Below are 26,768 nucleotides of genomic sequence, written 5' to 3'. Positions count from 1 at the left end.
TTTTTCTTCTCCTTTTATTTAAATGTACATTCTGCTTAATTGGTATTTGGAATATGCTTCCTGTCTCGTATCTGATAGTTGAAGCAAGTGTTTAATTACTTCCGGTAGATATTCATCATATTTCACCTCTAATATAACAAGATGACCTTCCAGCACATCAACCATTGGCAGATTTATCCGAAACATATCTGTATTTCTTATACTTGTCTGAACTTTAAGATCAAATGTGACCCGGACATTTCCAAATGGATAAATATACGGTTCTCTTACATAATCGACTACTGTCACAGGCCTGATCTGATGGTAGTACATTTCGAAGTATAAATCTCTGATCAGCGGACGTGGATCATTTTCCATCCAGGCAATCTTACCTGCCCGCATCTTCTCATACTCTTTTTTTGAAATCTGACATTTTGATTTAAACGTAAGGTTATTTCTCTTACTTTTTCTTTCGAGATTAATAGTTTCATCACTTTTCCCATAAATTCTTACCCGATACTTATCTCGATCCAGATAGCCTTCTTTTTTCTCTGTTAGCACTTTATTCTCGAAATTATCGAAATAAGCAGAACGAATGTAATATTTTCCGTCAGCACCTGCATTAGAATCTATTTGCATAAAATGACGTAATTTATTTCGTAATACTTTGTATTCTGCAACAGAAATAGCATGTTTCATCTCTTGCCTTCCTTTTGGGTTAAAGGAGCTTTGAATAGGCATTATTTCTTCCCCCTTTCGCTTACAAAATATACTTTACAAGAGAAATACGTCAGGAAGATGTCAAGTAAATTCTTTGTTAAGTTTTACACAGAAACTCCACATTTACGGTTCGATGGAGTAAAATTAAATAAAATGGAGGTGTTGGTTATGGCAATTTGTTTCTCATTGCCAGAGTTATTGCTTGCCCATGCAGAGCCTGGAAGTTAAGGCGATACTTTGTATGGGCCAAATGTAGAGATCGCCTTATTACAAACTAGGCTTTGCCCTTATAGAAAGAATAATATAAGGAGCTGGCCAATTATGAAATATGTGAAAGCACATGAGGTATTGCCGGAAGAGTTGTTGGAAAGGTTACAGGAATATATTCAGGGGGAAATGATTTATATACCCAAAAGAGAATCTGACCGGCAAAGTTGGGGAAGCCGTTCCGGAAATCGGCAATATTACGATGAACGCAATAAACAAATAAGGAATGCTTTTCGTAAAGGTGCCTTAATTGATCATTTAGCTGACGAATACGCACTTTCCATCGAGACCATTAAAAAAATTGTATACAAAAAATAGAATCGCTATGGCAGGAATGTTTTAGATACATTCTTGCCATAGCATTTTTGTTGGGATTTGTTACAATAATAAACAGAAAGGGTGTCAAAGATGGAAGCATTTATACAAGCAGATCAATTTAATTATATTAAGGAACAAGCACGTACAATTGGGCAAGCAAAAGCAAACTCAACTGACAAAGGTGTGGTAAACGCAGTCAGGGAAATGTCAATTGAACGAACGATGAATCTATTTGATGAATTAACGGATGAACAAAAGCAAGTATTGATTAAAATGGAATCTATTCAGGATAGAGAAGACTATGAGAGTTTCCTTCAATACGTGAAACAGTTTGTTATACCGTTTCCTTTAGTTTCTGAAAAAACGGTGGAAAAGGCTTTTCCCAAAGTGAAAAAATTAAAACAGCCTGATTTGAATCTGGTCGACTTAAAAGAAACGGTCTATCTCCGATGGGAGGACCTGGGAACGAATAGAACTTATATGCTCATTCCAAAAGAGAATAAATTAGCTGGGATTTCCGGTTTTTTGGAACCCTCTGCCCATAAAGGGATCTGTTCCATTTGTAATGGGCTAGAGGAAGTTTCACTATTTACGATTGAGAAAAAAGGAAAAATGCGGGGGACATATTCCAAAAAAGGAAATTATATTTGTAAAGATAGTGCTGTATGTAATCACAACCTGAAAAGTAAAGATAAATTGCATGATTTCTTAGAGAATTTGAAGTAACCAGTCAATTAGGTTAACCACAATTTTTCCGAGCGATCAGATGATGTTGATCCGAACGCTCGGATATTGGTATTCTGTTTTATCGGGACCTCCTCATTTATTTTTTCTTCCTAAACAATTTTAATTTATTTGTTACTTCCATTAAGCCTGGCAGTAATATTGGCATTGCCGCTATACTTAACAGGACTAACCCTGTAATTACTACAGCAGCGACTTGAATTAGTGTCAATACACCTGAAGGAATCAGTGCAGCAAATGTCCCACCAAGGATAAGTGCTGCGGATAATACTACACCACCTATATGCCGAGATGCCTCCAGTATTTTTGTTGACGGGTCTCCGTCTGTTTCATTATAGCGCATCATTAAAAAGATACTGTAATCTACCCCTAATGCAATAATCATAATGAAACTAAAGAAAGGCACATTCCAGCTTAACATATCCACACCTAAAAGGTGCGTAGAGATTAGTTCACTAATTCCAAGTGATGTAAAGTAAACTAAAACTAATGAACCAATAATAAATAGTGAATGGGAGACCGACCATGTGATTAACATCAATACAAGTGTTATCCCAATCAACATGATGGTTGCTGTTCTGAGAAAATCCTGTTCTGTTATTTCTTTTAAATCAGCATTCGTAGCGGTAGTTCCTGCAATAGCAACTTCCGCATCAGCAAGCTCAGTACCCTCAAGCTGTGTTTCAACCAAATTATTAATATTCGCAACAATTGGCATTGCTTCTCTTGAATAAGGATTAACATCCAGAATAATTCTAAGGGTTGTTATCGTCCGGTCATCCGACATGTATGTGTCTAAAGATTCCTGGAACTCTTCTCCCTCTAACACTTCTTTTGGAATATAGAATTTTTCACTACTATTCGATTCACTTAAATCATTTAAATAACTTTCCGCATCATTTAGTCCATCACTAATTTCTGCTAAACCATCGGTACTTGCAACCAAACCAGTTTGCAATTCAGCCATTTTATCTTGTAAGCTGCTTAAACCAGTTAACAGTTGCGTCTGGCCATCATTAATTTGCGTTAAACCTGCCTGAAGTTCACCAGTTTTTCCAACAATCTGTCCTGAGCCTTCCGCTCCTTTACTTAGACCCTCTTTTAATTCGGTAGCCCCTGTTTCTAATTCCTCCACACCAGTTTGCAACTGGATAAGCCCGTCATTTAGAACTGACAGCGAGCCATTTGCTTCCGCAAAAGATGCCATAACCGTTTGATGTTGTATCGATAACTGCTCCAACTGTTCTGCTAATTCACTTAATTGTTCTTGAGCAGAAATTGCGATGCCAATCGTTTGTTGAATACTCTCATCATTTGCCATATCGGGATTTGCTTCAACAAAACCACTCATTAATAATTCAATCTGGTTATAACCCGAAATGGCGCCATCAATAGCCTGTGCCATACTGTCAAAGTACTCGCTGTAATTGTTCAACCCTGTTTCTAACTGGCTGTAAGCATCCAATAATTGAGAAGTGGCACCAGATAACTTTTCTACATTATCATGAACGGTTGATAATCCTGTTTCAAGACTCTCTGCACCAGTCACCCCGCCATTAAATCCTTCTGTCAACTGTGCTATTGCCTCACCTAAACTCACCACTCCGGTTTCCAATTCATTCGTTCCATCAATTAACTTCTGCACATTGGCAAGGTCTTCTGTCTTATTACTGCTCATTTGGTCCTGTGCCGATGATAATCCATTATTCACTTCACCTATTCCATTATTCGCATCATCGATCCCTGAGCCTAATTCATTTGCCTGTTTATCTATATATAATTCATCAATTTTATCACCAGTTGGACGTGTTGCCGAATATACTTCTGCTACACCATCCAACTTGGCAATTTTTTCAGTTAATTCATCAATTGTCTGCATAGCTTTTGCTTGATTCAATTTGTCATCAGACTTGATAACTAATGTCCCAGGTGAAGAAAACCCTGGTGGAAAATGTTCTTCAATCACATTAATTCCTTGTTTGGATTCATACTTGTCATTTACTTCAAACAAATCATTAAAGTTAAGTGTTCCAGTATATTTAAAAATGAAGGGAACAGTGATCACAAGTACAAGAATAACGGCGAGAAACGGTCGCAAAATGGTATTTTTCGCCAAAAATCCCCATAGTCGGCTTTCACCATGTCCTTTAAAATTTCGGATCGGATAAAACATTTTCTTTCCTAATAAAACCATAAAGAATGGATTTAATGTTGTTAATACCAGTAACAATACAGCAACACCAATCGCTACCCCTGATGTCGCCTGATATAGAGAGAAATTAGCAAGGATTAATGAGGAGAATCCAATCAATACTGCCAGCCCACTGTATAAAACGGTCTTTCCTGCAGACTTAAAGGTTACTTTAGCTGCATGATAGGCACTATTTTGCCTGCTTAATTCCTCCTTAAACCTGGTGTAAAGAAGAATATTATAATCTGTCCCTACACCAAACAGGACTACGACAACAAACACCTGGGTAAAGTTAGAAAAAGGAAAATCGAATTTATCTACAATTTGTGCGATTACACCCATTGAGACCAAATAGGACACCCCGACAGTTAATAGCGAGATAATTGGTACAATTGGTGAACGGAAAACAATAATTAATACAACTAATATAAAGATCACTGCAATAATCTCAGTTTTTTTCACACCATCCTGAGTGGAATTGGCAAAATCATTACTTACTAATTCACTTCCTGTTAAATAAGTTTCCACCCCGTTTGTATCGATTACTTTATTTAATGAATCAGCAACCTCGTCAATTTCTCCAACATTTTGATTTACAGAAATTTGTGCCAGAATAGTCGTTCCATCCTCTGAGACAAGCTGCTCTTCCATTTTTTCACTATCTAAGTGTGTTAAAATTTCCGTAATACCAAGTTCTTCTTGTTGTTCTAACAGCTTGTTAATGGTATCAGCAATTTCACCTCTCTGTTTTTCAGTCAGTGCTGCTTCACTTCGGCTATGAAAAACTGCGATTATCCCATAACTTTCGCCGCCATCTTCATGCATATCTATTATCATTTCATTTGCTACAGAACTTTGTGCAGTATCGGGAATAGTTATTTGTCCTTTTTCCTGGACTAACTGATTCATGTTCGGCATTGTGGTTAGCATTATGACAGAGATTGCTATCCATAGTAAAAAAGAAATACTTCTCCAATTTTTAAATTTGTGCATTTAATTTTCACCTTTCTTCAGGAATGAATATTCATTCCTATTTAAATATAGCTACAGAATCAATTGACTCTGATAGCATTCCATAAGCTTTCTTCCAATTCATTTAACAATTCCGGTGTTTCTTCCATCCTGCCTGACTGAATATGACTGAACAGCATACCAAAAGCCCCATATACAATAGCGATATGTGCATTCGTTGGCAGAGGACGGATAACTCCCTGGTCAATCCCTTCCTCGATTACATTGCGGAAGAATCCGAGAAAATCCTGAAAGGTTTGATTGCTTTTCTCATTTAAATAATATCCTTCATCATGTGAATTAATAAACTGCAATGCATTACTATTATCCTTGGCAAAAACAAACATTCTCCTGAAGATATGATTAAACTGCTGTCTGACTTCAGAATTTTGAGGAAAATCTTTGCGGATTGCATCAAAAAACTGTTCCACACACTTTACAAAAAGTGCGTTAACGAGAGATTCCTTATTTTCAAAATAACGATAAATAGTTCCAGCTCCTACTTTAGCTTTGTCTGCTATCATCGGTACGGTTGTCCCATCATAACCCCTTTTACCAAACAGTTCCATAGCAGCCTGAAAAATATCCTCTTGTTTATTTTTAGACATATTCTCGCCTCCCTATCCGGAATGAATATTCATTCACTTATTATAGACAATTTTAAATAAAAGTCAATAAAGATTGCTACCTTACAAAATTGTAAGCTGATTGAAAGAAAAATCAATAGGTGTTCCTGCCTGTTGTTATTACAATGTTACCATAAGCGAATGAACATTTCAGGAGGTATTTAATTATGACAAAACCAGTAGTGCATGTCGACCATGTTGAAAAAATATTCGGAAGAAAATCTGAGAACAGCTTTAAAGCACTCGATGGTGTTTCTTTTGACATCTATCCAGGTGAATTTGTCGGTATTATGGGTCCATCTGGTGCAGGGAAGACAACGCTATTAAATGTAGTATCAACATTAGATCAAGCAACTTCAGGGAAAATCGAAATTGCCGGAAGAGACATCACAATGATGAAACAAAATGAATTAGCTGACTTCCGTTCAGCAGAACTCGGATTTATCTTTCAGGATTTTAATTTATTGGAGAACTTAACGATTTATGAAAATATTGCATTACCATTATCTCTTCAGGGAGTGGCATCAAAGAACATAAGGCCACTAGTCCATCAGGTTGCTGATAAACTTGGTATTAAATCCATATTAGGAAAATACCCTGTTGCGGTTTCCGGAGGACAGAAACAACGAGCGGCAGCCGCTAGAGCACTTGTTCACGAACCTGCAATAATATTAGCTGATGAACCTACCGGAGCGCTCGATTCAAAAAATGCCCGCAGTTTAATGGAGACTATGGAACATTTAAACAGGCATCATAGTGTATCTATTATGTTAGTGACCCATGATCCATTAAGCGCCAGTTACTGTGAACGGATTTTATTTATACAGGATGGCACAATTTATAAAGAAATACGCCGCACGGAAGATCAAGCTGCTTTTCACCAGCAAATTCTAAATGTATTAGCTGAATTCAGCAGCTTAGATCAGGCGTAAGGGGGGCGTACAATTATGTTATGGAAATTGCTCACATCAAGTATGAGAAAAATGTGGAAAGACTATATTGTATTATTATTTGGATTAACTGTCTCCATTGCAATTTTTTATATGTTTCAAACATTAGCTCAGAATAAATCCTTCCTTGAGGCAAATGCCCTGATAACTTCGATCGTATTTGTCTTTCATGTTGGAACATTTATTTTAGCGATGGTTACCATTTTTTATATATTTTATGCTACATCCTTCATTTTAACATTACGGCAAAAAGAACTCGGTATGTATATGACATTGGGCGCAAAAAAAGGAAAAGTCACTCAGATGATGTTCTTTGAAACATTATTAATTGGATTTATTTCCTTAATCATCGGTATATTGGCTGGTATTGGTCTATCTCAATTGACTGCAAGGATGTTAATGAACCAGCTTAATTTCAGTGGGGAAGGATTTGAAGCATTCTATTCCTCCTCATTGATTACAACTGTTATCTTTTATGCGATTCTCTTCATGCTAACAGCATTTGTAAATGCTTTGAAGATTGCCAGTAAATCTGTTCTGGACTTAGTCCGTGCTCCACAGCAGGCAGATCCTGTAATGAGAAAAGGATGGAAAATCTTTGCGGGAACAGTAATTTCAATCATCCTTATCGGAGTTGGGTACTATGTAATGATTAATATGGGAACTTTTCTTCATTTCGGTGTCATAGCTGCTGCCATAACCATTACATTTGGTACCTACTTTTTCTTTATGTCTTTATTACCGTTTATCATCAGAAGGTTGAAGTCGATTCGAACATTGAATGATAAAGGGTTAAATTCCTTTACTTTCGCTCAATTGCAATTCAGGATCAGCCAGCTGACAAAAGTATTAGGTACAGTTACTATGTTAGTTGCTCTGGGATTGGGAGCGATGGCAGCAAGTTTATCCTTTTACCACAATATAGAGATACAGACATCATTGATGTATGCGAATGATGTCGCTGTCTATCAGCCTACAGAAGAACAGCTTCAGGAGTTTAAGAATTGGGACTTTCAGGAAAAGAACGATTACACATATAAAGTATCTGATGAAGGTGTATACTTTTTAAAAGACGATTTACTGAATAACCCTCCGTTCATTCAACAATTTACAGGTAATATGGAGGAACTCACCAGAACTGTAAGGGTTAGTGATCCACTCCCTCTTGATGAATATTCTGATACAGCAGAAACAGAAGAAAGAATGATATCAGACGACTGGGCAACAGCTTTACGAAGTGAATTGTTAGCAACATCTCGTATATTTGGAGACAGAACAATATATATTGTCGATGAGACTAAGTTCTCTGCGATAGATGCGGAAATAGAGACAGTAACTGTTGGGCGTTTGGAAAACTTTACAGAAAAGAGTGTTGCTTTAGAAAAAATCGATGAACACAACCAGGAAGTCAGCTTGGCATATACCGGTTCAATACCTGATATGACCGGTAGCAAATATGAAAATTATACTTCTTTAAAGGCAATTGCCAATGGAACTATCTTTATGGGTTTATTTCTAGGTATTGCTTTTCTGATGATGATGGCAAGTGTGCTGATGTTTAAATTACTATCAAGTGCAACTGCTGACACTAGCCGGTATAACATGCTGAGAAAAATTGGTGTGAGACGTTCGAAGCTATCTGCTTCCATTTATAAAGAGTTATTTCTCATTTTCCTGTTCCCCGGCTTGCTTGGTTTTGTTCATGTAATAGTAGGGATGGAAATGTTCTCGATTATATTAATTGAACCATATACCAAAATCTGGATCCCGATATTACTGTTCCTTGTTATTTATTTAACATATTATCTGCTGACAGTTCAAATGTACAAAAGAATTGTGTTACCAAAGAAATCATAGACGGGCATCCAGCCCCCTATAAATAACCAAGCTTCTCCTGGCAGGGAAAGCTTGGTTATTTTTAATATTTCCTCTTCATGTTATAGTTAGAACAAAAGATGAGAATGGAAGTGAGAATGCTAATGGAAAGATGTTTATGGCCAGGAAATAATCCAGTAATGGTGGAATATCATGATAAAGAATGGTGTGTACCTTCTGAGGATGATCAATACATATTTGAGATGCTGACACTTGAAGGAGCACAGGCAGGGTTATCATGGAACACTGTTCTGTCTAAACGGAACAGCTATAAAGAGGCATTTCATCATTTTGACATAGAATATTGTTCCAAATTATCAGATAATGATTTACTTTATATTAAAGAAAATTATTCTATAATTAAACATTTAAAGAAAATTGATTCAGTTAGGAATAATGCTAATGCGATAATAGAAATACAACGTGAGTATGGAAGTTTTGCCAACTTTTTATGGAAATATGTGAATCATCAACCAATTATTAATCACTGGGAAACTGACCAGTATATACCAGCAGAAACTAAATTATCTAAGCAGATCAGCAAAGACTTAAAGAAAGAGGGTTTTAAGTTTGTCGGCCCTGTCATCATTTATTCTTTTATGCAGGCAATTGGAATGGTTGATGATCATATAACCAGCTGCAGTTATCATACAAAAAATAGAAAAAATTAAAAAATTAATTTTCCCACTTTACCACGTCATTGGGTCAGCAATGCATCCCCTATCCTGCCCCCTAATAACTCCTCTCCATTATTAAATATGTTCTATGTTCCTGACAAAATGAATAAAAATGGGACTAGCTATATTTTTGGAGAGGTGGTATACAATTGGCAATTTTTCTCAGTTATATTTTCCTCGGTTTGTCTTTAGCTGCACCAATTGGGCCATTGAATGCAGCTCAAATAAATCAAGGAATTAAAAACGGTTTTCTCCATTCCTGGACAATTGCCATAGGGGCACTTTTTGCAGAAATGTTCTTTATTCTTGCAGTATTTCTGGGACTGGTTCATTTCTTAGAAACTCCATTTGTGAAAACTTTTTTATGGTCCTTCGGTGCATTTGTACTGTTTTACACAGGTATCGAAAGTATTTATAGCTCACAAAAAATCGAGATGAACCATGACCGTGAAAAAGACAGCCTGCTAAAAACCTTTACTTCAGGATTTCTGATTACGATAAGTAATCCATTATCCATTTTATTCTGGTTAGGGATTTATGGCTCTGTATTAGCTAACACAATAAATAAGTATGATCATTTACACTTATTACTGTACACGTTCGCCATCATCCTTGGTTTAATTATCTGGGATTTCACCATGGCTCTTGTCTCAAGCGGTTTCCGTCATTTTCTAACAAATCGAACATTAAAAGTTATTTCTGTTACTACAGGTATTTCACTGATCGGATTTGCTGTGTATTTTGGTTACCAGGCTTTTCAATTATTATTTTCTTAATAAGCTGCCTTACTGGGGACATACTATAATGATTAATTACAGCTAAGAAGGAGAATAATCATGAGTTCAGCAACCAGGAAGAAGCCTTCCCCTAATGAAGGTGACATGAAATGGTGGCAATTAGCATTAACCGGTGTCGGCTGTACGATCGGTACAGGATATTTTCTCGGTTCCAGCATCGGGATAAGTCTCACTGGACCATCAATTGTTTTATCATTTTTACTTGCCGCCACTGGGACCTATATTGTATTTAATTTACTCGCAAAAATGTCCGCAAAGGATCCTCAGGAAGGATCTTTCTGTTACTATGCAGAAAAAGCTTACGGGAAATGGGCGGGTTTCAGCTGTGGGTGGAATTACTGGTGTTCCAGTATTCTTATTATGGGTAGCCAGCTTATTGCATTATCAATTCTAACCCGGCTCTGGTTTCCTGACTTGCCATTATGGGTCTTTGCCGCTATTTATTCCTTGCTTTCTATTTCAGTCATTCTGTTAGGGACAAAGGGTTTTGATAAAGTGGAAGACTTGTTCGCTATTATTAAAACAGCAGCTATTTTTATGTTTATCGTTCTAGCCATTATTGCCTTAATTGGCTGGATTCCGGGTGGTCCTGACGAAAAACCCGGACTTCCGGATTCTGCAGATAAGTTTTTCACTGAAGGATTTAGAGGATTCTGGGCTTCCCTAATCTATGCCTTTTATGCGTTTGGGGGTATAGAAGTCATTGGCCTTATGACCATCCGTTTAAAAAACAAGGAAGATGCCCCAAAAGCTGGGAAGATTATGCTTTCTTTACTCACATTCATTTATATTTTATCCCTCGGACTAGCGGTGGCTATGGTGTCTGTTGGTGCGTTTGATCAGAAAGAAAGTCCATTTGTTACAGCATTAGCTGACTATAAATTAGCCTTTTTCCCTCATGTTTTTAATGGGGCAATTATCATCGCCGGTTTTTCTACAATGACTGCTGCACTGTTCGGGGTGGTTACACTGCTTGTAACATTAGCGAAAGATGAGGATGCACCAAAGGTCTTTTCTAAAAAGATAAAAAGGTGGAAGGAATTACCTCTGCCTTCATTATTGCTTGCAACAGGCGGTTTATCTGTATCTGTTATCACAGCTTTACTTTTGCCTGAAAAGATATATGAATATATAACAACAGCTGCCGGGATATTGCTTCTTTATAATTGGGCTTTTATCATCATCTCCTCTTTAAAAGTATTAGAGAAGCCCCGCCTGCTTCAGAAAGCAGTATCAATAATTGGTTTAGTACTTATTGCTGCTGCTGTTTCAGGTACTTTAATGGAAAAAAGTGTCCGTCCCGGTTTCTGGATTAGTCTGCTGCTGATCGCTGTTATTGGCGCTATCACTGTCTGGATGAACAGAAGATGGAATAAGAAAAAAGAAGCTTAAAAATTCGGACCCCAATCAAAAAAACCACCAATTGGTGGTTTTTTTTAATGGAATCCTTGTTGGTTTTGATTAGTATTTGGTTCCAGCTTTCCTGCACCTTGTGCTTTTCTTAAATCCAATGGTGGTGTTCCATGAATATAGGGTGGTGCTGGCTGTAAAGCTGGTTTCTGCCCCATTGCCTGAGGACTCTGTACATATTCGAAATTTGCTTGTCCATCATATGTCTGACCGTTTGCCCATCTTCCTGTACTGCTTTCTTCACCTGCAGAAAAGTTCATAAAAGAATAGGAAACTTCCTGTTTTTCATATTCCTGATTAAATGAGCTAGGTACAATTGCTCCCTGTGTTTGTTCAAGCTCTTCAATCGCTGCCATCCATTGATTCTGATGCATTGTATCTCTGGCAATTAAAAATGAAAGCATATCCCTTACACCTGTGTCTGTCGTCATTTCATAAAGCCTGCATACCTGTAAGCGTCCCTGAGACTCCGCGTTTAAATTTGCGCGGAAATCTGCTAACAAGTTACCACTTGCTATAGTGTATCTAGCTGTCCATGGGTAACCGACACTGTCGTTCGGTTGTGCTCCTAACCCGTTAACGATAGCATGCTGAGGATTCATTCCACCTAGCACCGCTTCTACTGCGGGATTTTTAGCTGCCTCTTCCTGGTCATTTGCAGGAGCTCCGTCAAGCAGCTGAGCGATCATTGTGGCAATCATTTCCACGTGAGCAATTTCTTCTGTCGCAATATCCAGAATCATGTCCCGGTATTTACTTTCAGCACGGCAATTCCAGCCTTGAAATAAGTATTGCATCATAACAGACATTTCACCAAATTGCCCACCTAATATCTCCTGCAGTTTTTTGGCATAAACAGGATCAGGGGCTGCAGGCTTTGCATTATATTGCAATTCTTTCACATGATAAAACATGTTCCAACCTCCTACTCTTTTTTATCTTCTTCATATGGGTAAATCTCTTCAGAAGATTCCATATTTAGTTGTCGAGTGTCTACAGAGATCCTTTCATCTTCTTCCTTATTATTAGCTGCAACATATTTATGGAAGAAGTATTCAAACAAAGCAACTCCTAAAGATGAAATAAAAGCCGCCTGAAGCACACCATCACCTACTGTCAGTGCATCTGTCATCAAATAAATAACAGCAAATGAGAGTATGAAGTCGGATAATGTAGCTACCATATTGTTTGTTCTAGGCAAAATTATCCTATCACCAATAAAGTATGAGACAACCCCCAGTACAAGAGTGATAAGAAATACATTTCCGAATGATACATCAAACCCCATTCCTAAGATAATAAAAAGTAACACTAAACTGAGCAGAAATTTTACCATCATTAATTTTATATGATTCAAAAATTGACACCTCCATTTCTTATCTTTTCTATCTTTTGTATATATCTTTGTCATATACAAAAATACTGAATTTTATTTCGAATATTTCCGTAATTCTCTGTATCAGTTAATATAAACATTTGCAGTTATTTAGGTTTCACTCCCGTGCTTTCCGGTTACAAGTAAAATGTAAGCAAAATTATTTAAAAAGGAGTAGTGCGTTAATGAACCTTCACGAAGAAATAAAGAAGTTGGAAAATGTTCGATTAGGAAAACCGAATCGAATCTTTACGATGTATTTGAATACAGACCGTGCTGATCCTGAACAACAAGGTGGAGAATGGAAAATTCATCTAAAGAATGGCTTACGAAATTTTGAAAGTTACTTACAAGAAGATGGCGATTCTGATGAAAAAAGGAATTTTTGGGCAGTTAAAGAGAAAGTTGAAAAGTATATAAAAGAAAATGAACAGAGTTTGGCAAAAAGTGTAGTCATTTTTGCTACAGGAGATGGATCTATCTGGTTTGCGGAGAAGTTCCAATTACCAGTAAAGACAGTATTCGAATGGGATGATGTTGCACACACAGACCAGCTGAAGGAAATGTACGATACATTCCCGAAATCAGGGATTATTCTTACTCAAAAGGAAGCTGTCAAAGTTCTCGATACGGAATTAGGATCATTAAAGGATTCCCATGTATTCGAATTTGATATAGAAACTGAAGACTGGCGGGAATACGCCGGGCCACCGCGCGGACAAGCTTCATTAGGACCTGGTGGAAGAAACTCACAGCCAGACCAATTCAAAGAGCGATTCGATGCGAACAGATATCGCTGGTATAAAAGTCTTGCCTCTACACTGGACCGGTTTGCAAAAGGCTTAAATTGGGAAAACATTTATCTAGTTGGGGATAAAGAGGAAGTAAATGATTTAAAAGAAAATATGAATAAAAAAGTAACTAAAGTAGTTGGTAAGAACATGCTTGATCATGAAGAGATGAAAATCATTAATGAAGTTGTATTGAAGTAATTGGGAAAGGGCGAAACCCGGCTGTGAAAGGGTTTCGCCCCCGGCTGATGTCCCGCAGACTCTCCTGTTTTGTCATTCCACTTCTTTCCTGCTATCTATTTCAATTTGTTGTAACGCTTGTGTTGCTAATTGATCTGTTTCCTGATTCTTTTTTCTTGAAACGGCATGGTATTCAGGCTCCAAACCTAATTTATCTATCAATTTCTCGATCCTCTGCATCCATTCAAATAATGTATCTTCTAAACAGGGCCATTCATCTGTCAACTGATTGATAACTACTTTGGAATCCCCATGGACCTTGACAGGCATGTGATGGACACCCATCTCTTCCAGCTGCTTCAGGCCAAAATGCAATGCCGCATATTCTGCTTCATTATTTGTACCCAGTTCACTCACCAGAGCGTTTTTCCTTATTCGGTAATTTTTCCCGTTTTGTTTATAGTATATACTGCAACCAAGACCTGATTTCATTGTTTTACGATCAAAACCACCATCAAAATACATATGTATATCATGTGGTTCTTCCTCCAATGATTCCAGGTACTTCTTTAGTTCTTTTAATGTCCAGCTGCTGTTATATGAATCGGTCATTTGGATGTCCGCTAACCGGTTTAGTTTCATTAAGTCTTCCGCAACAGCTATACTGTTTTCCAGACTCATTTCCGATGATTGAAATTCTGTTACTACTCCATTCGTTGTACGATATTTTACTTCCAAACGGATTTTCATTTCTATAAACCACCCTGTCCTCCATAGAGGAGAATTTTTCTGTAATATTATGTCACAAAAAAGATTAAATAATTAAATCTAATTGAATTTAATACCCGGTGTGTATTTTCACTGTTATACGGGATATAACCTGTATATTATCTTCCCCTTACTATTTTATCAAAACTTCATCTGTGTTTCTTTTTAGAAACCGAAAAATTAAAGAGACTCCCACTATGTTCCCTAATAGTTGTAAGTCTCTATTTTTTAATAATATTCTTTTAATATCCTTCTGATTTCATCAAAGTTTTTTGCTTTAATTAATTGCTGGACGATTGTACGGCTATCGATAATCTTACCAAGCCACTTGTACATTGCCTGCAGATCTTCCTGGCTGTTTTTCTTAACACATAGCAGACAAACAAATTGTACAGGTTTATCATGCCATACTATTGGTTTAGGCAGCGTACAGATCGTCAGAAACGTTTTTTCCGTCTTAGGTGTGATCGGATGTGGAATCGCTACCAAATTACCAAATGATGTTGGTGCAACTTGCTCTCTTTCATAAACAGCTTCCAGAAAGCCCTCATCCACTAATCCGGCTTCTGTTAACCTTGACGCAATATATTCGAGTACAGCCTCTTTGGAGTCAAGTGTTGGATGATGAACAAAAGTTAGTTCTCTCCGTATAAAATGATCAATTGCTTGCTTTTCTTCTAATACGAGCTCTTCAATTTTACTAATATCATTTTCGCCCAGAATGGCATTTACTTCTATTACTGGAACGGAGAGTTTCTTTGGAATAGGAATGGAACTAACAATGAAGTCAATTTCTTGCAGGTTATATTGATGCAGTTGATAATATTCCGTTGATCCAATCACATCCAGATGCTGGCCAAATTGTGATTTAAGCTTGTAGTAAATTAATTGTGAAGTTCCTAATCCGGATGCACAGACGATCAAACACCGCTTCGGGCCGGTTTTTAAATTTCTCCGTTCAATAGCAGAACCAATATGCAACGCTAAGTATCCTACTTCATTCTCGTCGATCTTGGTAGCAGTCTCCTCTTCAATTGCCAATCCTGCAATAATTCCTGCTTCAAAGGCAAGTGGGTAGTTCCTTTTAATATCATCAAGCATGGGATTCCTTATGTTCATTCCAAATTTAAAGCGATTAATTGCTGGTTTCAGGTGCAAGTGCAGGGCCATAATCAATTCTTTATCATCTTTTATCCCCAGCTGCAATTTTTCCTCAACTTTTTCCAGTGCAATGTTAACAAGATCGAGTACCGACTGATCCATTACTTGTTCTACCAACTCACTTGATTGTGTCAACATCTTTGTGCCAAGTAAATGAATAGCAATGTAAGCTATTTCTACTTCCGGAAATTTCACTTGAAAGGTTTGTTCCACCTCCTGAACAATTCCCTTAGCCACTTTATATTCCGCCTGTTCAGTAATTTCCTTCATATCCTGATGAACAAGTGTAACTTGATAACCGCTGTTCATCCGCTTATATGCAATCATAATATGGATAGCTAAATTATTTATTGCAATATCTGATAAAGTAATATGATTTATCTCAATTGCTTTAAGGATAATGGATGATATTTTTTCAATATCAGATTGGGAAATGGAGTCCAAGTGTACTTCTGGAATTGGCGCTTTCCGGTCAAAGACATATTCAGCTATACAAAATCTGAGCATCACTTCATTTCCCTCGACTCTTAAACCGTAATTCGGCTTGGATTCCAGTGACAGACCATAGTCCAATAATGTATTTCTTATTTCTTTAATATCATTTTGAATAGTGGATTTACTTATAAACAATTCATCAGCTAAATCCTCAAGCTTTAGGTAGCCATCTATTAACAGTAATCGCTTAATTATATAGGCAGCCCGTTCCTTCGGCGATTTTGGCAAATTATTATTATTCTTCTCTTCATATTTAAAGATTGATTGCAGAAATTGCCTGAAGTTATTATCATCAATTATTTCCAGGCGATATCCTTTTCCCATTACTGCTTCTATTGCAGCACCGTATTCTTTCAATATATCATCAAGCTTCTTCATATCATCTCTGGTAGTTCGTGCAGTAACATTGTTAATATTAGCGAGATAAGTACTTGTAACAGGACCGCCCTCTGCCATTAATTCACGTAAGATCGTTTTCAACCGAGAGTTCAACATACAGACACTCTCCTTTCATTCCATAGCATAAACACCGTTCTTACTTACTTGTCGAGGGAATACAATTCTATTACTTCATTCGCAGCAATATGCTTATCAAACGGTAAAAATCGGCTGTAAACTTCTTTGAAATTAATATCTCCTTCAAATGTATCAACAGTTTCGAATATATCGAGAATTCTTACCAAAGTCCATGTAGTTTTTCCACCTTCTGCATTTTTGTAAGTATCATCAACAAATTGACTACGAATTTTGGGTTCTATTTCACCACGCTTTCGAGCCTTTATCAATATTATCCTTTCTTCGAATGTTTTAGATGAATGAATGTTTGGTACTACAGTAGATTCAAAGAGTACTTTTACTGAGTATATCTTCATGCTTTTTCTCCTATATTAAAAAATCATCTTTTAAACTGTTCTCTTTTAACAATTTCTTTACTGTTCTTGCACGAGTGCATTACCATTTTTGGCATAATTTCAATTTCGTTAAGAGTTGTCGTATAATTGGAAAATTTTATTTTATACAGAAAAGGTGCTGATCATACAAATCAGCCCCCTTTTCTCCTATTACGATAACTAAAATCCATTGTTTTTCGATACTTCTTCAAACCAGTGTGCGCTTTTCTTTAATGTGCGTTCTTGTGTTTCTATATTCACCGAAATAAAACCATAACGGTTTTTGTAAGCATTTGACCATGACCAGTTATCCATAAAAGTCCATAAATGATATCCATTCGCATTACAGCCTTCTTCAATTGCTCTGTGCAGCCATTTTAAATGTTCACGAATAAACTCGATCCGGTAATCATCCTGAATTTCATCATCTTGGATAAAACGCTGTTCATCTTGGACTCCCATACCATTTTCAGATATAAAGGATTCAATATTCCCATAGTTTTCCTTCAAATTGATCATAATATCATAAATACCTTTTTCGTAGATTTCCCATCCGCGATAAACATTCATTTTACGTCCAGGCATTTCATAATGATCAAAGAACCATTCCGGCATAAACGGACTGTACGGATTCGGCAATGTTTCCTTCGCTTTCACCCGACGTGGCTGGTAGTAATTCACACCTAGAATATCTACAGTGTTCAATTTAATTAATTCTTTGTCTCCTGGCTGTGTCTCAGGTAATTGCCCGTGCTCTCTTAACAGTTCGATTAACTCGAGAGGATATTCTCCTAAAACCGCAGGATCTAGAAAACTCCGATTAAAGAACAGATCAGCAATTCTTGATGCCTTCATATCTGCAGGGTTATTGCTTCTCGGATAAGAAGGCGTTAAGTTTAGTATAATACCTATTTTACCATTAGCAATATTAAATTCTCTGAATGCTTCCACCGCTTTAGCACTTGCAATGACAGTATGGTAAGCTACTTGCACTGCACGCTTGGCATCAACAACATTTGGATAATGGAAATTATATAAATATCCACCTTCTACAGGTACAATCGGTTCATTAAAAGTAAACCATTTACTTACACGGTCACCAAATAACTCAAATGCTGCTTTCGCATATTCCACAAAGGCATCTACCACTTTTCTATTTTCCCATCCACCTTCATGCTGCAATTCCATAGGCATATCAAAATGGAATAAATTAACAAATGGTTCGATATCGTTTGCCAGCAGTTCATCAATCACATTATTATAGAAAGTTACAGCATCCTGGTTAACTTCTCCCCGTCCACCAGGAATCAACCGAGCCCATGAAATAGACATACGGAAGGTGTTATGACCTATTTCCTTCATCAGCTTGATATCTTCCTTGTAACGATGGTAAAAATCTGAGGTTACTTCAGGTCCTATATTTTCAAAAAAACGATTCGATTCAATCTCATACCAGTAGTCCCATATATTCTTACCTTTACCACCTTCATTTGCTGCACCTTCGATCTGAGTGGCGGATGTTGCGCTGCCCCACCAGAATCCTTCCGGAAATTTGTATTGTACTGTCATTCCTTCCCCTCCTATTATTTATTGCGATATATTTCAATAATCTCAATCGCTAAATCACGTACAGTCATTGCTGTCATTAAATGGTCTTGTGAGTGAACCAGGATCACGTTAACACTAGCACCTTCACCACTTGCTTCTTCCTGCAAAAGTTTTGTCTGGTAACCATGTGCTTTTCCTAATTCTTCTGTTGCCTCTTTAATTAACCGGTCTGCCCCTTCAAAGTCGTTATCCTTCGCCTGTTGAATAGCCTCCATAGCACTGGATCTTCCGTTCCCCGCATACAATATTATTTGAAAAGCGATTTCTGTAACTGTATCCATTCCTTCACCTCTAATACTCTTTTTATGCTGATTTTTCACTCTTCACTTCTGTTTCATAGTAATTCTTGTCTAATACTTTTAAGAAAGGCCACCAGATGAGACCTACAACAAATAAGTTGAATATTTGCAGAACTGCCCCTTGCCATGCATTACCTGTTGCAAGAAAGCCGCTTAAGATTGGTGGTGTAGTCCATGGAACAATAATACCAGCCGGTGGTGGTACTAAACCAATTGCCATAGCAAAATAGGTGATTACTGTTATCACCACAGGTGCGAGCAACCATGGAATGATAATAATTGGATTCATAATAATTGGTAAACCAAAGATAATCGGTTCATTTACATTAAAGAAACCAGCCGGACCGCCGAGTTTACCTAACTCTTTCAATTGTCTGCTTCGTCCAATCATGAAAATGAGTATAACAACAGCCAGAGTCATACCAGACCCGCCCATACCTACTAAAAATGTATCAATGAATTGTTTCGTAACGATGTTTGGTAATTCCGTACCTGCCTGGAACGCTTTCAGATTTTCATCATTTAACGCATACCAGATTGGATCAAATACTGAGTTAATAATGATCTGGCCATGTAATCCGAAAAACCAGAATATTTGAATTAACAATACTGCAACAATAGTTGCTGGCAAACCACTTCCTAAAACTGTTAATGGCTCCTGAATAACGGTATAGATGAAATTCTGCACTGTTTCAAATGGCGTATAACTGAAAATAATACGAATAATTAAGAATACCGATAATGTTAATGTGATAGGTATTAGTGCACTAAATGACCTTGATACTGCCCCCGGGACACCTGGTGGCATTTTTATTGTCCAGTTTTTTTGAACAAAGAAGCGATACAGTTCTGCTGAAATAAAGGCTGTAAAGATACCTAAAAACATCCCCTGCGCGCCTAATGTAGATGTAGGAATAACTCCCGAAACACCTTCCAGAACCTGCGGGGTCAGGATTAAGAAAGCTGCAAGTGCAACAACCCCACCATAAATTGCATCAAGTTCATATTGTTCTACTAATTTATAGCCGATTCCTATAATAACAAAAATCCCCATAATACTAAGTGTTGCAGCAGATGCAGGCCCTAAAGCATTTTGATATGCTGCCAATGCATCTTCACTTAAAATTTTATCCAGAAATGGAAAGTTTGCAATAACCACAAAAATTGATCCGAAAATTATAAGCGGTAATGCAACCATGAAGCCATCTCTCAATGCAGATAAATATCTATTATTATTTAATTTATCTGCAATTGGCAGTAAAAAGTTCTCCAAAAACTCCATAAATTTATTCATTTTTTTCTCCCCCTTATAGGTCTTAGTCACCGATAAGCTCTAACGCTTTATTTAGTACTGCTTCTCCATCAACCCTGCCATATGCAACCGGATCAATAACATCTAGAGGTAAACCGATTTCATCAGCAACTTTAGCAAATTTCTTTTTCATAAAACGCATTTGCGGGCCAATTAACAAAACATCTGCTTTCTCCATTTCTGTTGTGGCCTTATCCTGACCTACTGCCCAGATATTCACTTCGATCCCCTGCTCTTTCGCAGCTTCCTCCATTTTAGACACTAATAGACTTGTAGACATTCCTGATGAACATGCTAATAAAATATTCTTCATGAATAATTCCTCCTGAATTTTTTGTAGTATTTTGTTCTTAATCATATTTTAAATCGAATGCAAATCGATTTGAACATATTGTTTTTCCGTCATGAATAGGAAATCATTACAAACGGTTACAATCCAATTTATTTATATATCTCATTTACTTAACCGTTATATATGTTATAATGCCAATACTTAAGAAACAGAGAATACAGAAACCTTTTTGTAAATAGAGAGAAAAGAAGGTGGAACGTATGAAAAACTATTTGGCTTATTTCATGACAATTGCCGGTGCCAGCTTTTGGGGATTAACAGGGTTATTTGTAGAGGGACTTTATCAGTATGGATTTTCTGCATGGGAAGTAGTTGCACTTCGATTAACAACTTCTGCTCTCATCCTTGTATTATTATTAGGATTGTTCGCACCGAAGTTTTTAAAAATTAATATAAAGCATCTTCCTCATTTTATCGGTCTAGGGGTTCTGGGTATTGTCATATTTAATTGGTGTTACTTTACAGTGATAGATCAAACCTCCTTATCGATTGCTGTTGTCTTACTCTATACGTCTCCCGTGTTTGTTGCTATTCTGTCTCATATTCTTTTTAACGAAAAAATCACCACAAGGAAGTCGGTCTCCCTTGTGTTCACACTTTTCGGCTGTGCCTTAGCCATTCAGCTAATACCTGGCGGGAATGCAGGAATACCTTTTCAAAGTGTTATCCTGGGACTTTTGTCTGCATTTTTCTGTGCTTTATACAGTATTATCGGGAAAGTTGTCAGCCATCACTATAACTTCCTTACAATTACGGTGTATGCGCTCATGATGGGAAGCATCTTTATTTTTCCAGTCAGTGGTATATGGGGGAAATTTGAAGTGATGCAGAAAATGGAAGTAGCAGGTAATATCATCGGTGTTTCTATTGTATCAACGATCTTCGCCTATCTGCTTTATACGTGCGGGCTTGTTTATATTGAATCAAGTAAGGCCGCAATTCTCGGAGCAATGGAGCCCATTGTTGCTGTTCTTGTCGGTGTCCTTGTTTTTAAAGATACATTAACGATGCTCCAACTTTGTGGAATTATCCTTGTCATCTCTTCTACCTTTATCATAGTATTTCAACGCAAGAGAAAAGTTGTCCATTCTAATATGTGGAATATTAATTCATAAATAAAAGCTGTCCTCAGCTCAGGACAGCTTTTATCAGATAATTCCCTCATCTTCTTTCACAGGATGTTTTCCTGACAAAATCCAGCCACTTGCAGCAATTACAGCCAGGACACCCCAGAATATCACTGTCCAGATTGTACTATGAGGGAAATGCACATCCAGTATACCTACTTTTGGATGGGATAGAGTAATAACCGCTAACTTAATCCCCACCCATGCAACAATCGCATATGCGGTAGTTTCCAGTCTCGGTCTTGTATCAAGCAATTTTACAAACCATGTTGCGGCAAACTTAATGAGGATCAAACCAGAAATACCTGCGAGTATGACGATGATAAATTGGCCACCATCCATCCCGCCGAAATCTGGTAATGGTGAATCCGGAAGAGCTAAGGCAAGTGCTACGGCTGCGAGAATGGAATCAACCGCAAATGCCAGGTCTGCTAAACTAATCAGTCCCACTGTTGGCCAGAAACCTTTCCCTCTTGCCAGCTTTTCTTTTTCCTCTTCATCACCCGCACTGTTTGATCGTGGCAATATATGTTTAAGACCTAAGTAGATAAGATAGAGAGCCCCTATCGCTTGTACCTGCCAGACATTTGCTATAAAGGAAATGACAAATAATGCAGCAAATCGGAAAACGAATGCCCCCATTATCCCATAATTAATCGCTCGTTTCTTTTGTTCTACTGGCAAATGTTTTGCAATAACTGCTAATACGAGTGCATTATCTGCAGATAACAGTCCTTCTAAACCTATTAACACGAGTAAAGTCCATCCATATTCTAACCATATTGACTCCAACTAGCTTTCCCCCTCTTTTAAACTTCCTTCTAACCATTAGTTTCAACTATTGGACTGATATTATTTATTTCAGGAATGCAATAAAGAATCCTGTGCATTATTTTGTTTTTTAACTGTTATCCAGAATGCTGCCCCGCTGCAGAGTAAGATCGCACTGCTAAAATAAAATACTGCTGATATGGAAAATAATCCTGCGACCCACCCACCAAAAATTGGGCCTATAATATTCCCTAAAAACCGGATGCTTGTGTTATATCCCAATACTTCTCCTTGCATATTCAGTGGTGTTACTTGCCTGATATAAGCGGTCCGGAGCGGGATGATACCACCAATGGCCATACCCAGCAGGAAACGAACAATGATCAGTTGCCATATATCCGTTACTAAAGCTCCCGGAAAGAAGAATAGAGCAGATAAGATTACGAGTAAGATAATAATTTTCTCATACCCTACCCGATCTGCTAATTTACCCCAACTTCTTGACATAAACAGGTTTCCTAGCCCTGCTGCTGAAAAGGCGATTCCGGAGAAAAACGCAATATTTGCGGAACCATGAATCTGATCAACATACAAAGACAATATTGGCTGTATGCTGAAATTAGCGATTTGGACAAACATTGATACGACCATCACCATCACAAGCACAGGCTGATAAATAATATGTTTCAAAACTGCTGCAGAGGAATAGTTCGCCTTTTCCCCGGGCGGTTTTTCCACTCTAATTTCCTTAATACCTAATAAAACAAAACAAGAAGCTGCAAACAATGTAATTGATGTCAGCTGAAAAGTAGCCGCATATCCTATGGAATCCGCCAGTACTCCACCGATCAGCGGTCCAAGTAAACTCCCTGTGACATTACCTGTCTGCAATGTTCCCAATACTTTACCTGCAATATGTTTCGGTGTTTGTGTAGAAATAAATGCTTGAGACATGGAAATGAATCCTGAGAAAAACCCCATGAAGAAGCGTAAAATAAACAGTTGATAAACATTTGTCACAAACCCCATTAGAAAAACACAAATTCCAAGACCAAACCCTGCTATCATCAAAAACTTCTTACGACCATGTCGATCGCCAAATCTACCCCATATCGGTGAAACAATAAATGCTGTGAAGAATGTAATAGCAAACACCCAGCCTGACCACTTTTGGACAAAGTCATCAGAGTAATTGCCCAATGTTTCAATATATAAGGACAGAAAAGGTATGACCATTGTCATACTTGAGGCGATAAAAAAATTTGCGAACCACATAATCCCAAGATTGCGTTTTGTTAACTGTTCCTGATTTAAAATGGTTACCCCTTCTTTTTTTTATTTATTTCAGCGCTAAATAAAATAAATTTCGATACCCTAAATAATATTTTACGCCTCTTTTCGACAAAGAGGAAATAAAATGCACGTTTTCGGTCTTTTTCACAACATTCAGGAATTTATCTATGAGTTCGGTCATCAAAGGGAGAGAATCGCGTTATCAATATGGCAGGCATAAAGAAAAAATGAGCTCTAACTCACCAACCTGCTGATTGATGTGTTAAGAGCTCTTATTCCTCCTATATGTTTAGATTATATGATGTTATTATCATAGGATATTTTCTTACTAATCAGAGTTATTTTTTTCTCACATTGTATATCCATGCTTTATCTTCATCCATCATTCTCTTTGCAGCGTATATTGTCAAAAATTGAATAATTATGATCGGAATACCCATTAAACCGGAGATAACCTCCAATGGGGCGAGTCCACCTATTTGCATTAATATTAGTGCAAGTACAGTAATAATAGCTGCAACTATGATTCTTAAATTACGAGATGGCTCATATTTACTCATATCTCTTTTACTTGAATAAGCGGCAATTGTATAAGTGGTTGAATCTAATGTTGTAGTTAAGAAAACCATTGATACAACGACAAATGCTAACATAATTAGTCCGGACCATGGCAGGGTCATCAATATTTCCGGTATAACATTGACTGCCTCAGTGCTTTGTACTATATCAAGCACGTTCACTTCTCCTGTTAAATATCGATGCACACCCAGCCCCCCGAGAACTCCTGTGGCAACCCATGACAGCATGGTAGGTGCCAGTAAATATGTCAGGATCATTTCTTTTACCGTTCGTCCTTTGGAGATCTTTGCGGCAAATATACTGTGAAGCATTGCCCATGTCGCACTGTAAGCAAACCAAAAAATCATATGGCTTTGTATATGAGTCGTTGATTCCATTGCAACAGAATCTGTATAAAATGAAAGCTTGAAATAATTAGAAAACAAATGACCGACTGTATCTGTGAAAAAGTCTAAAATAAAAATTCCCGGTCCTGCGATTAAGATAAATACTGCCAAACCGCCAGCTAAGTAAATATTAAACGTACTCAATCGTTTAATACCTTTTTCAATACCTAAATATGCACTAATAGAAAAAAGCAGAACCCAGATTATGGTCACTGTCATTGTTAAACCAAATGTAACTTCCATATTTAACAGACTGGATACGTTTGATGTAATAATAGGTGTACCTAGTCCCAATGTTACCGCAGCCCCTGACAGGATACTAACAAGAAATAATACATCCAGCACCTTTCCACCAATTCCATCTGTAAAACGATCACCAAAAATGGTGCGACACGCCTCAGAAATTCTCATAAGCGGACGCTTTTTCACATGAATGACATAAGCCATTGCCGGTGCAGCCATAACAAATATTGCAAATACTTGAAAGCTCCATAAGAACATACTGTAAGCATTCCCCCATAAGAGCGATTGCTGCGAACCTGCTTCAATTCCAAACGGCGGATCGATAGCAACCTGTGTCCACTGCACCATACCTGTCCGCATGATAGTCGAACCGACACCCATTGCAATCAGGATGGACGCATATTCAAATAAAGACAATTTCGGCTTCTCATTCGGATCACCTAGTACTACTTTTCCATACTTTGAAAAGGACAAATATAAACCTGCCCCTAACAGGATAATCGTATACCAGATATAGCCCCAGCTAAAAACATCAACTAATTTATCAAATATAGCATTTAATAATTCAAGTGACTCTGATTCATATAAGGAGAAAGGAATACAGATTGCGATGATAAATAGCATAGCAGGAATGAATATACGAAAATCAATTAATTTCCAACTCTCAAATATACTCCTTTTATTCATTCTATCTCTCCTTTACTGTGATTGGTATTTCGCATAGTTAACTGATACCACTTCAAAGAAAATTTCAAACAAAAAAAGAAGCTGGAAAATAACCAGCAAATACCGTATAAAAAAATGGTTCCGAGCAATAAAATTCGCTTGGAACCACCAGTTTTTGTTGATTTATATTCGATTCTCTGTCACCGGTTTGCAGTGCTTACGTTTGAATGCCTTCGCTTCGATTTTTCTGACGCCATGGCTTTCAGACCGCCTCCGATCGACTTCGCTCCAATTTTTCCGGACGCGACGGATTTCAGACCGCTTCCGATCGACTTCGCTCCAATTTTTCTGGGCGCGACGGATTTCAGACCGCTTCCGATCGACTTCGCTCCAAATTTCTCGCGCGCGACGGATTTCAGATCGCTTCCGATCGACTTCGCTCCAAATTTCTCGCGCGCGAAGGCTTTCAGACCATCTCCGAACGACTTCGCTCGTATTTTTCCGGGCGCGACGGCTTTACCTCTTCCGATCGACTTCGCTCCAATTTTTCCGGACGCGACGGATTTCAGACCATACCTGAACTCCTTCGCTCGAATTTTTCTGGACGCCACGGATTTCAGATCGCCTCCGAACGACTTCGCTCGTGTTTTTCCGCGCGCGAAGGCTTTCAGACCATCTTCGAACGACTTCGCTCCAAATTTCCCGCGCGCGAAGGCTTTCAGACCATCTTCGAACGACTTCGCTCGTGTTTTTCCGGGCGCGAAGGCTTTCAGACTACATCTGAACGACTTCACTCGTATTTTTCCGGGCGCGATGGCTTTCAGACCATACCTGAACTCCTTCGCTCGAATTTTTCTGGACGCCACGGATTTCAGACCGCTTCCGATCGACTTCGCTCAAATTTTTC

The 26,768-nt window shown here is 37.8% G+C and carries 25 protein-coding genes; 9 read left to right on the top strand and 16 right to left on the bottom strand.

The window, feature by feature from the left end; all coding sequences use genetic code 11:
• Nucleotides 1-18: 18 nt before the first annotated feature.
• Nucleotides 19-720, bottom strand: a complete 702-nt coding sequence (locus tag BMW36_RS08525) for a polyphosphate polymerase domain-containing protein (RefSeq protein ID WP_089740451.1) — start codon at nt 718-720, stop codon at nt 19-21.
• Between the two features lie 300 nt (nt 721-1,020).
• On the opposite strand from BMW36_RS08525, the gene BMW36_RS08520 reads away from it, so the two are divergent.
• Together BMW36_RS08520 and BMW36_RS08515 are read left to right on the top strand one after the other, a co-directional pair.
• On the top strand, nt 1,021-1,284 hold the full coding sequence (locus BMW36_RS08520; protein ID WP_089740450.1) for a CD3324 family protein: 264 nt from the start codon (nt 1,021-1,023) through the stop codon (nt 1,282-1,284).
• Between the two features lie 90 nt (nt 1,285-1,374).
• Nucleotides 1,375-2,010: a FusB/FusC family EF-G-binding protein gene (locus tag BMW36_RS08515; RefSeq protein WP_089740449.1), complete on the top strand. Its 636-nt coding sequence runs from the start codon at nt 1,375-1,377 to the stop codon at nt 2,008-2,010.
• Nucleotides 2,011-2,107: 97 nt separating this feature from the next.
• Here BMW36_RS08515 and BMW36_RS08510 read toward each other — a convergent pair whose 3' ends face one another.
• Both BMW36_RS08510 and BMW36_RS08505 read right to left on the bottom strand, forming a co-directional pair.
• Nucleotides 2,108-5,212 carry an MMPL family transporter gene (locus tag BMW36_RS08510; RefSeq protein ID WP_089740448.1) on the bottom strand — a complete coding sequence of 1,035 codons (3,105 nt, stop codon included), beginning with the start codon at nt 5,210-5,212 and terminating at the stop codon, nt 2,108-2,110.
• Between the two features lie 59 nt (nt 5,213-5,271).
• Nucleotides 5,272-5,838: a TetR/AcrR family transcriptional regulator gene (locus BMW36_RS08505; RefSeq protein ID WP_089740447.1), complete on the bottom strand. Its 567-nt coding sequence runs from the start codon at nt 5,836-5,838 to the stop codon at nt 5,272-5,274.
• A gap of 185 nt (nt 5,839-6,023) precedes the next feature.
• On the opposite strand from BMW36_RS08505, the gene BMW36_RS08500 reads away from it, so the two are divergent.
• The 5 genes from BMW36_RS08500 to BMW36_RS08480 all read left to right on the top strand — a co-directional run bounded on the left by BMW36_RS08500 (nt 6,024) and on the right by BMW36_RS08480 (nt 11,547).
• Nucleotides 6,024-6,788 (top strand): ABC transporter ATP-binding protein, encoded by a 765-nt coding sequence (locus tag BMW36_RS08500; protein ID WP_089740446.1) that lies wholly within the window; start codon nt 6,024-6,026, stop codon nt 6,786-6,788.
• Between the two features lie 15 nt (nt 6,789-6,803).
• On the top strand, nt 6,804-8,663 hold the full coding sequence (locus BMW36_RS08495; protein ID WP_089740445.1) for an FtsX-like permease family protein: 1,860 nt from the start codon (nt 6,804-6,806) through the stop codon (nt 8,661-8,663).
• Nucleotides 8,664-8,785: 122 nt separating this feature from the next.
• Complete coding sequence (locus tag BMW36_RS08490; RefSeq protein ID WP_089740551.1) at nt 8,786-9,352, top strand: DNA-3-methyladenine glycosylase I; 567 nt, start codon at nt 8,786-8,788, stop codon at nt 9,350-9,352.
• 155 nt (nt 9,353-9,507) lie between these two features.
• Complete coding sequence (locus BMW36_RS08485) at nt 9,508-10,134, top strand: LysE family transporter (RefSeq protein ID WP_089740444.1); 627 nt, start codon at nt 9,508-9,510, stop codon at nt 10,132-10,134.
• Between the two features lie 60 nt (nt 10,135-10,194).
• Complete coding sequence (locus BMW36_RS08480; protein ID WP_089740443.1) at nt 10,195-11,547, top strand: amino acid permease; 1,353 nt, start codon at nt 10,195-10,197, stop codon at nt 11,545-11,547.
• Nucleotides 11,548-11,591: 44 nt separating this feature from the next.
• On the opposite strand, the gene BMW36_RS08475 is transcribed toward BMW36_RS08480, so the two are convergent.
• Both BMW36_RS08475 and BMW36_RS08470 read right to left on the bottom strand, forming a co-directional pair.
• Nucleotides 11,592-12,479, bottom strand: coding sequence for a manganese catalase (locus BMW36_RS08475; protein WP_089740442.1), 888 nt, complete (start codon nt 12,477-12,479; stop codon nt 11,592-11,594).
• 11 nt (nt 12,480-12,490) lie between these two features.
• Nucleotides 12,491-12,922: a YndM family protein gene (locus BMW36_RS08470; protein ID WP_089740441.1), complete on the bottom strand. Its 432-nt coding sequence runs from the start codon at nt 12,920-12,922 to the stop codon at nt 12,491-12,493.
• A gap of 203 nt (nt 12,923-13,125) precedes the next feature.
• Between BMW36_RS08470 and BMW36_RS08465 the strand changes: the two genes are divergently transcribed.
• On the top strand, nt 13,126-13,932 hold the full coding sequence (locus BMW36_RS08465; protein WP_089740440.1) for a VLRF1 family aeRF1-type release factor: 807 nt from the start codon (nt 13,126-13,128) through the stop codon (nt 13,930-13,932).
• Nucleotides 13,933-14,004: 72 nt separating this feature from the next.
• Here the strand turns inward: BMW36_RS08465 and BMW36_RS08460 are convergent, their stop codons facing one another.
• From BMW36_RS08460 to BMW36_RS08430, 7 genes are all read right to left on the bottom strand, one after another.
• Nucleotides 14,005-14,661 carry a reverse transcriptase-like protein gene (locus tag BMW36_RS08460; protein WP_089740439.1) on the bottom strand — a complete coding sequence of 219 codons (657 nt, stop codon included), beginning with the start codon at nt 14,659-14,661 and terminating at the stop codon, nt 14,005-14,007.
• Between the two features lie 246 nt (nt 14,662-14,907).
• Entirely contained in the window at nt 14,908-16,830 is a 1,923-nt protein-coding gene (locus tag BMW36_RS08455) for a BglG family transcription antiterminator (protein ID WP_089740438.1), read from the bottom strand.
• 44 nt (nt 16,831-16,874) lie between these two features.
• Entirely contained in the window at nt 16,875-17,207 is a 333-nt protein-coding gene (locus BMW36_RS08450) for a DUF4288 domain-containing protein (protein ID WP_089740437.1), read from the bottom strand.
• A gap of 198 nt (nt 17,208-17,405) precedes the next feature.
• Complete coding sequence (locus BMW36_RS08445; protein ID WP_089740436.1) at nt 17,406-18,794, bottom strand: glycoside hydrolase family 1 protein; 1,389 nt, start codon at nt 18,792-18,794, stop codon at nt 17,406-17,408.
• A gap of 14 nt (nt 18,795-18,808) precedes the next feature.
• The gene (locus BMW36_RS08440; RefSeq protein WP_089740550.1) at nt 18,809-19,114 is read right to left on the bottom strand and encodes a PTS sugar transporter subunit IIA; all 306 of its coding nucleotides are present in this window, start codon (nt 19,112-19,114) and stop codon (nt 18,809-18,811) included.
• Nucleotides 19,115-19,136: 22 nt separating this feature from the next.
• Complete coding sequence (gene celB, locus BMW36_RS08435) at nt 19,137-20,426, bottom strand: PTS cellobiose transporter subunit IIC (protein ID WP_089740435.1); 1,290 nt, start codon at nt 20,424-20,426, stop codon at nt 19,137-19,139.
• 22 nt (nt 20,427-20,448) lie between these two features.
• A complete protein-coding gene (locus BMW36_RS08430; RefSeq protein WP_089740434.1) occupies nt 20,449-20,757 on the bottom strand; it encodes a PTS sugar transporter subunit IIB in 309 nt (102 codons plus the stop codon).
• A gap of 239 nt (nt 20,758-20,996) precedes the next feature.
• On the opposite strand from BMW36_RS08430, the gene BMW36_RS08425 reads away from it, so the two are divergent.
• Nucleotides 20,997-21,911, top strand: a complete 915-nt coding sequence (locus BMW36_RS08425) for a DMT family transporter (protein ID WP_089740433.1) — start codon at nt 20,997-20,999, stop codon at nt 21,909-21,911.
• A gap of 33 nt (nt 21,912-21,944) precedes the next feature.
• On the opposite strand, the gene BMW36_RS08420 is transcribed toward BMW36_RS08425, so the two are convergent.
• The 4 genes from BMW36_RS08420 to BMW36_RS08405 form a co-directional block, all read right to left on the bottom strand.
• Nucleotides 21,945-22,715, bottom strand: a complete 771-nt coding sequence (locus tag BMW36_RS08420) for a TerC family protein (protein ID WP_089740432.1) — start codon at nt 22,713-22,715, stop codon at nt 21,945-21,947.
• A 69-nt stretch (nt 22,716-22,784) separates the two neighbouring features.
• Entirely contained in the window at nt 22,785-23,969 is a 1,185-nt protein-coding gene (locus tag BMW36_RS08415; protein WP_089740431.1) for an MFS transporter, read from the bottom strand.
• Between the two features lie 356 nt (nt 23,970-24,325).
• On the bottom strand, nt 24,326-25,882 hold the full coding sequence (locus BMW36_RS08410; RefSeq protein WP_089740430.1) for a BCCT family transporter: 1,557 nt from the start codon (nt 25,880-25,882) through the stop codon (nt 24,326-24,328).
• 179 nt (nt 25,883-26,061) lie between these two features.
• A complete protein-coding gene (locus BMW36_RS08405) occupies nt 26,062-26,727 on the bottom strand; it encodes a hypothetical protein (protein ID WP_089740429.1) in 666 nt (221 codons plus the stop codon).
• Nucleotides 26,728-26,768: the final 41 nt, after the last annotated feature.

Source organism: Gracilibacillus ureilyticus, assembly GCF_900111195.1.
GTDB lineage: Bacteria > Bacillota > Bacilli > Bacillales > Amphibacillaceae > Gracilibacillus > Gracilibacillus ureilyticus.
This window is presented reverse-complemented; position numbering and strand designations above follow the sequence as displayed.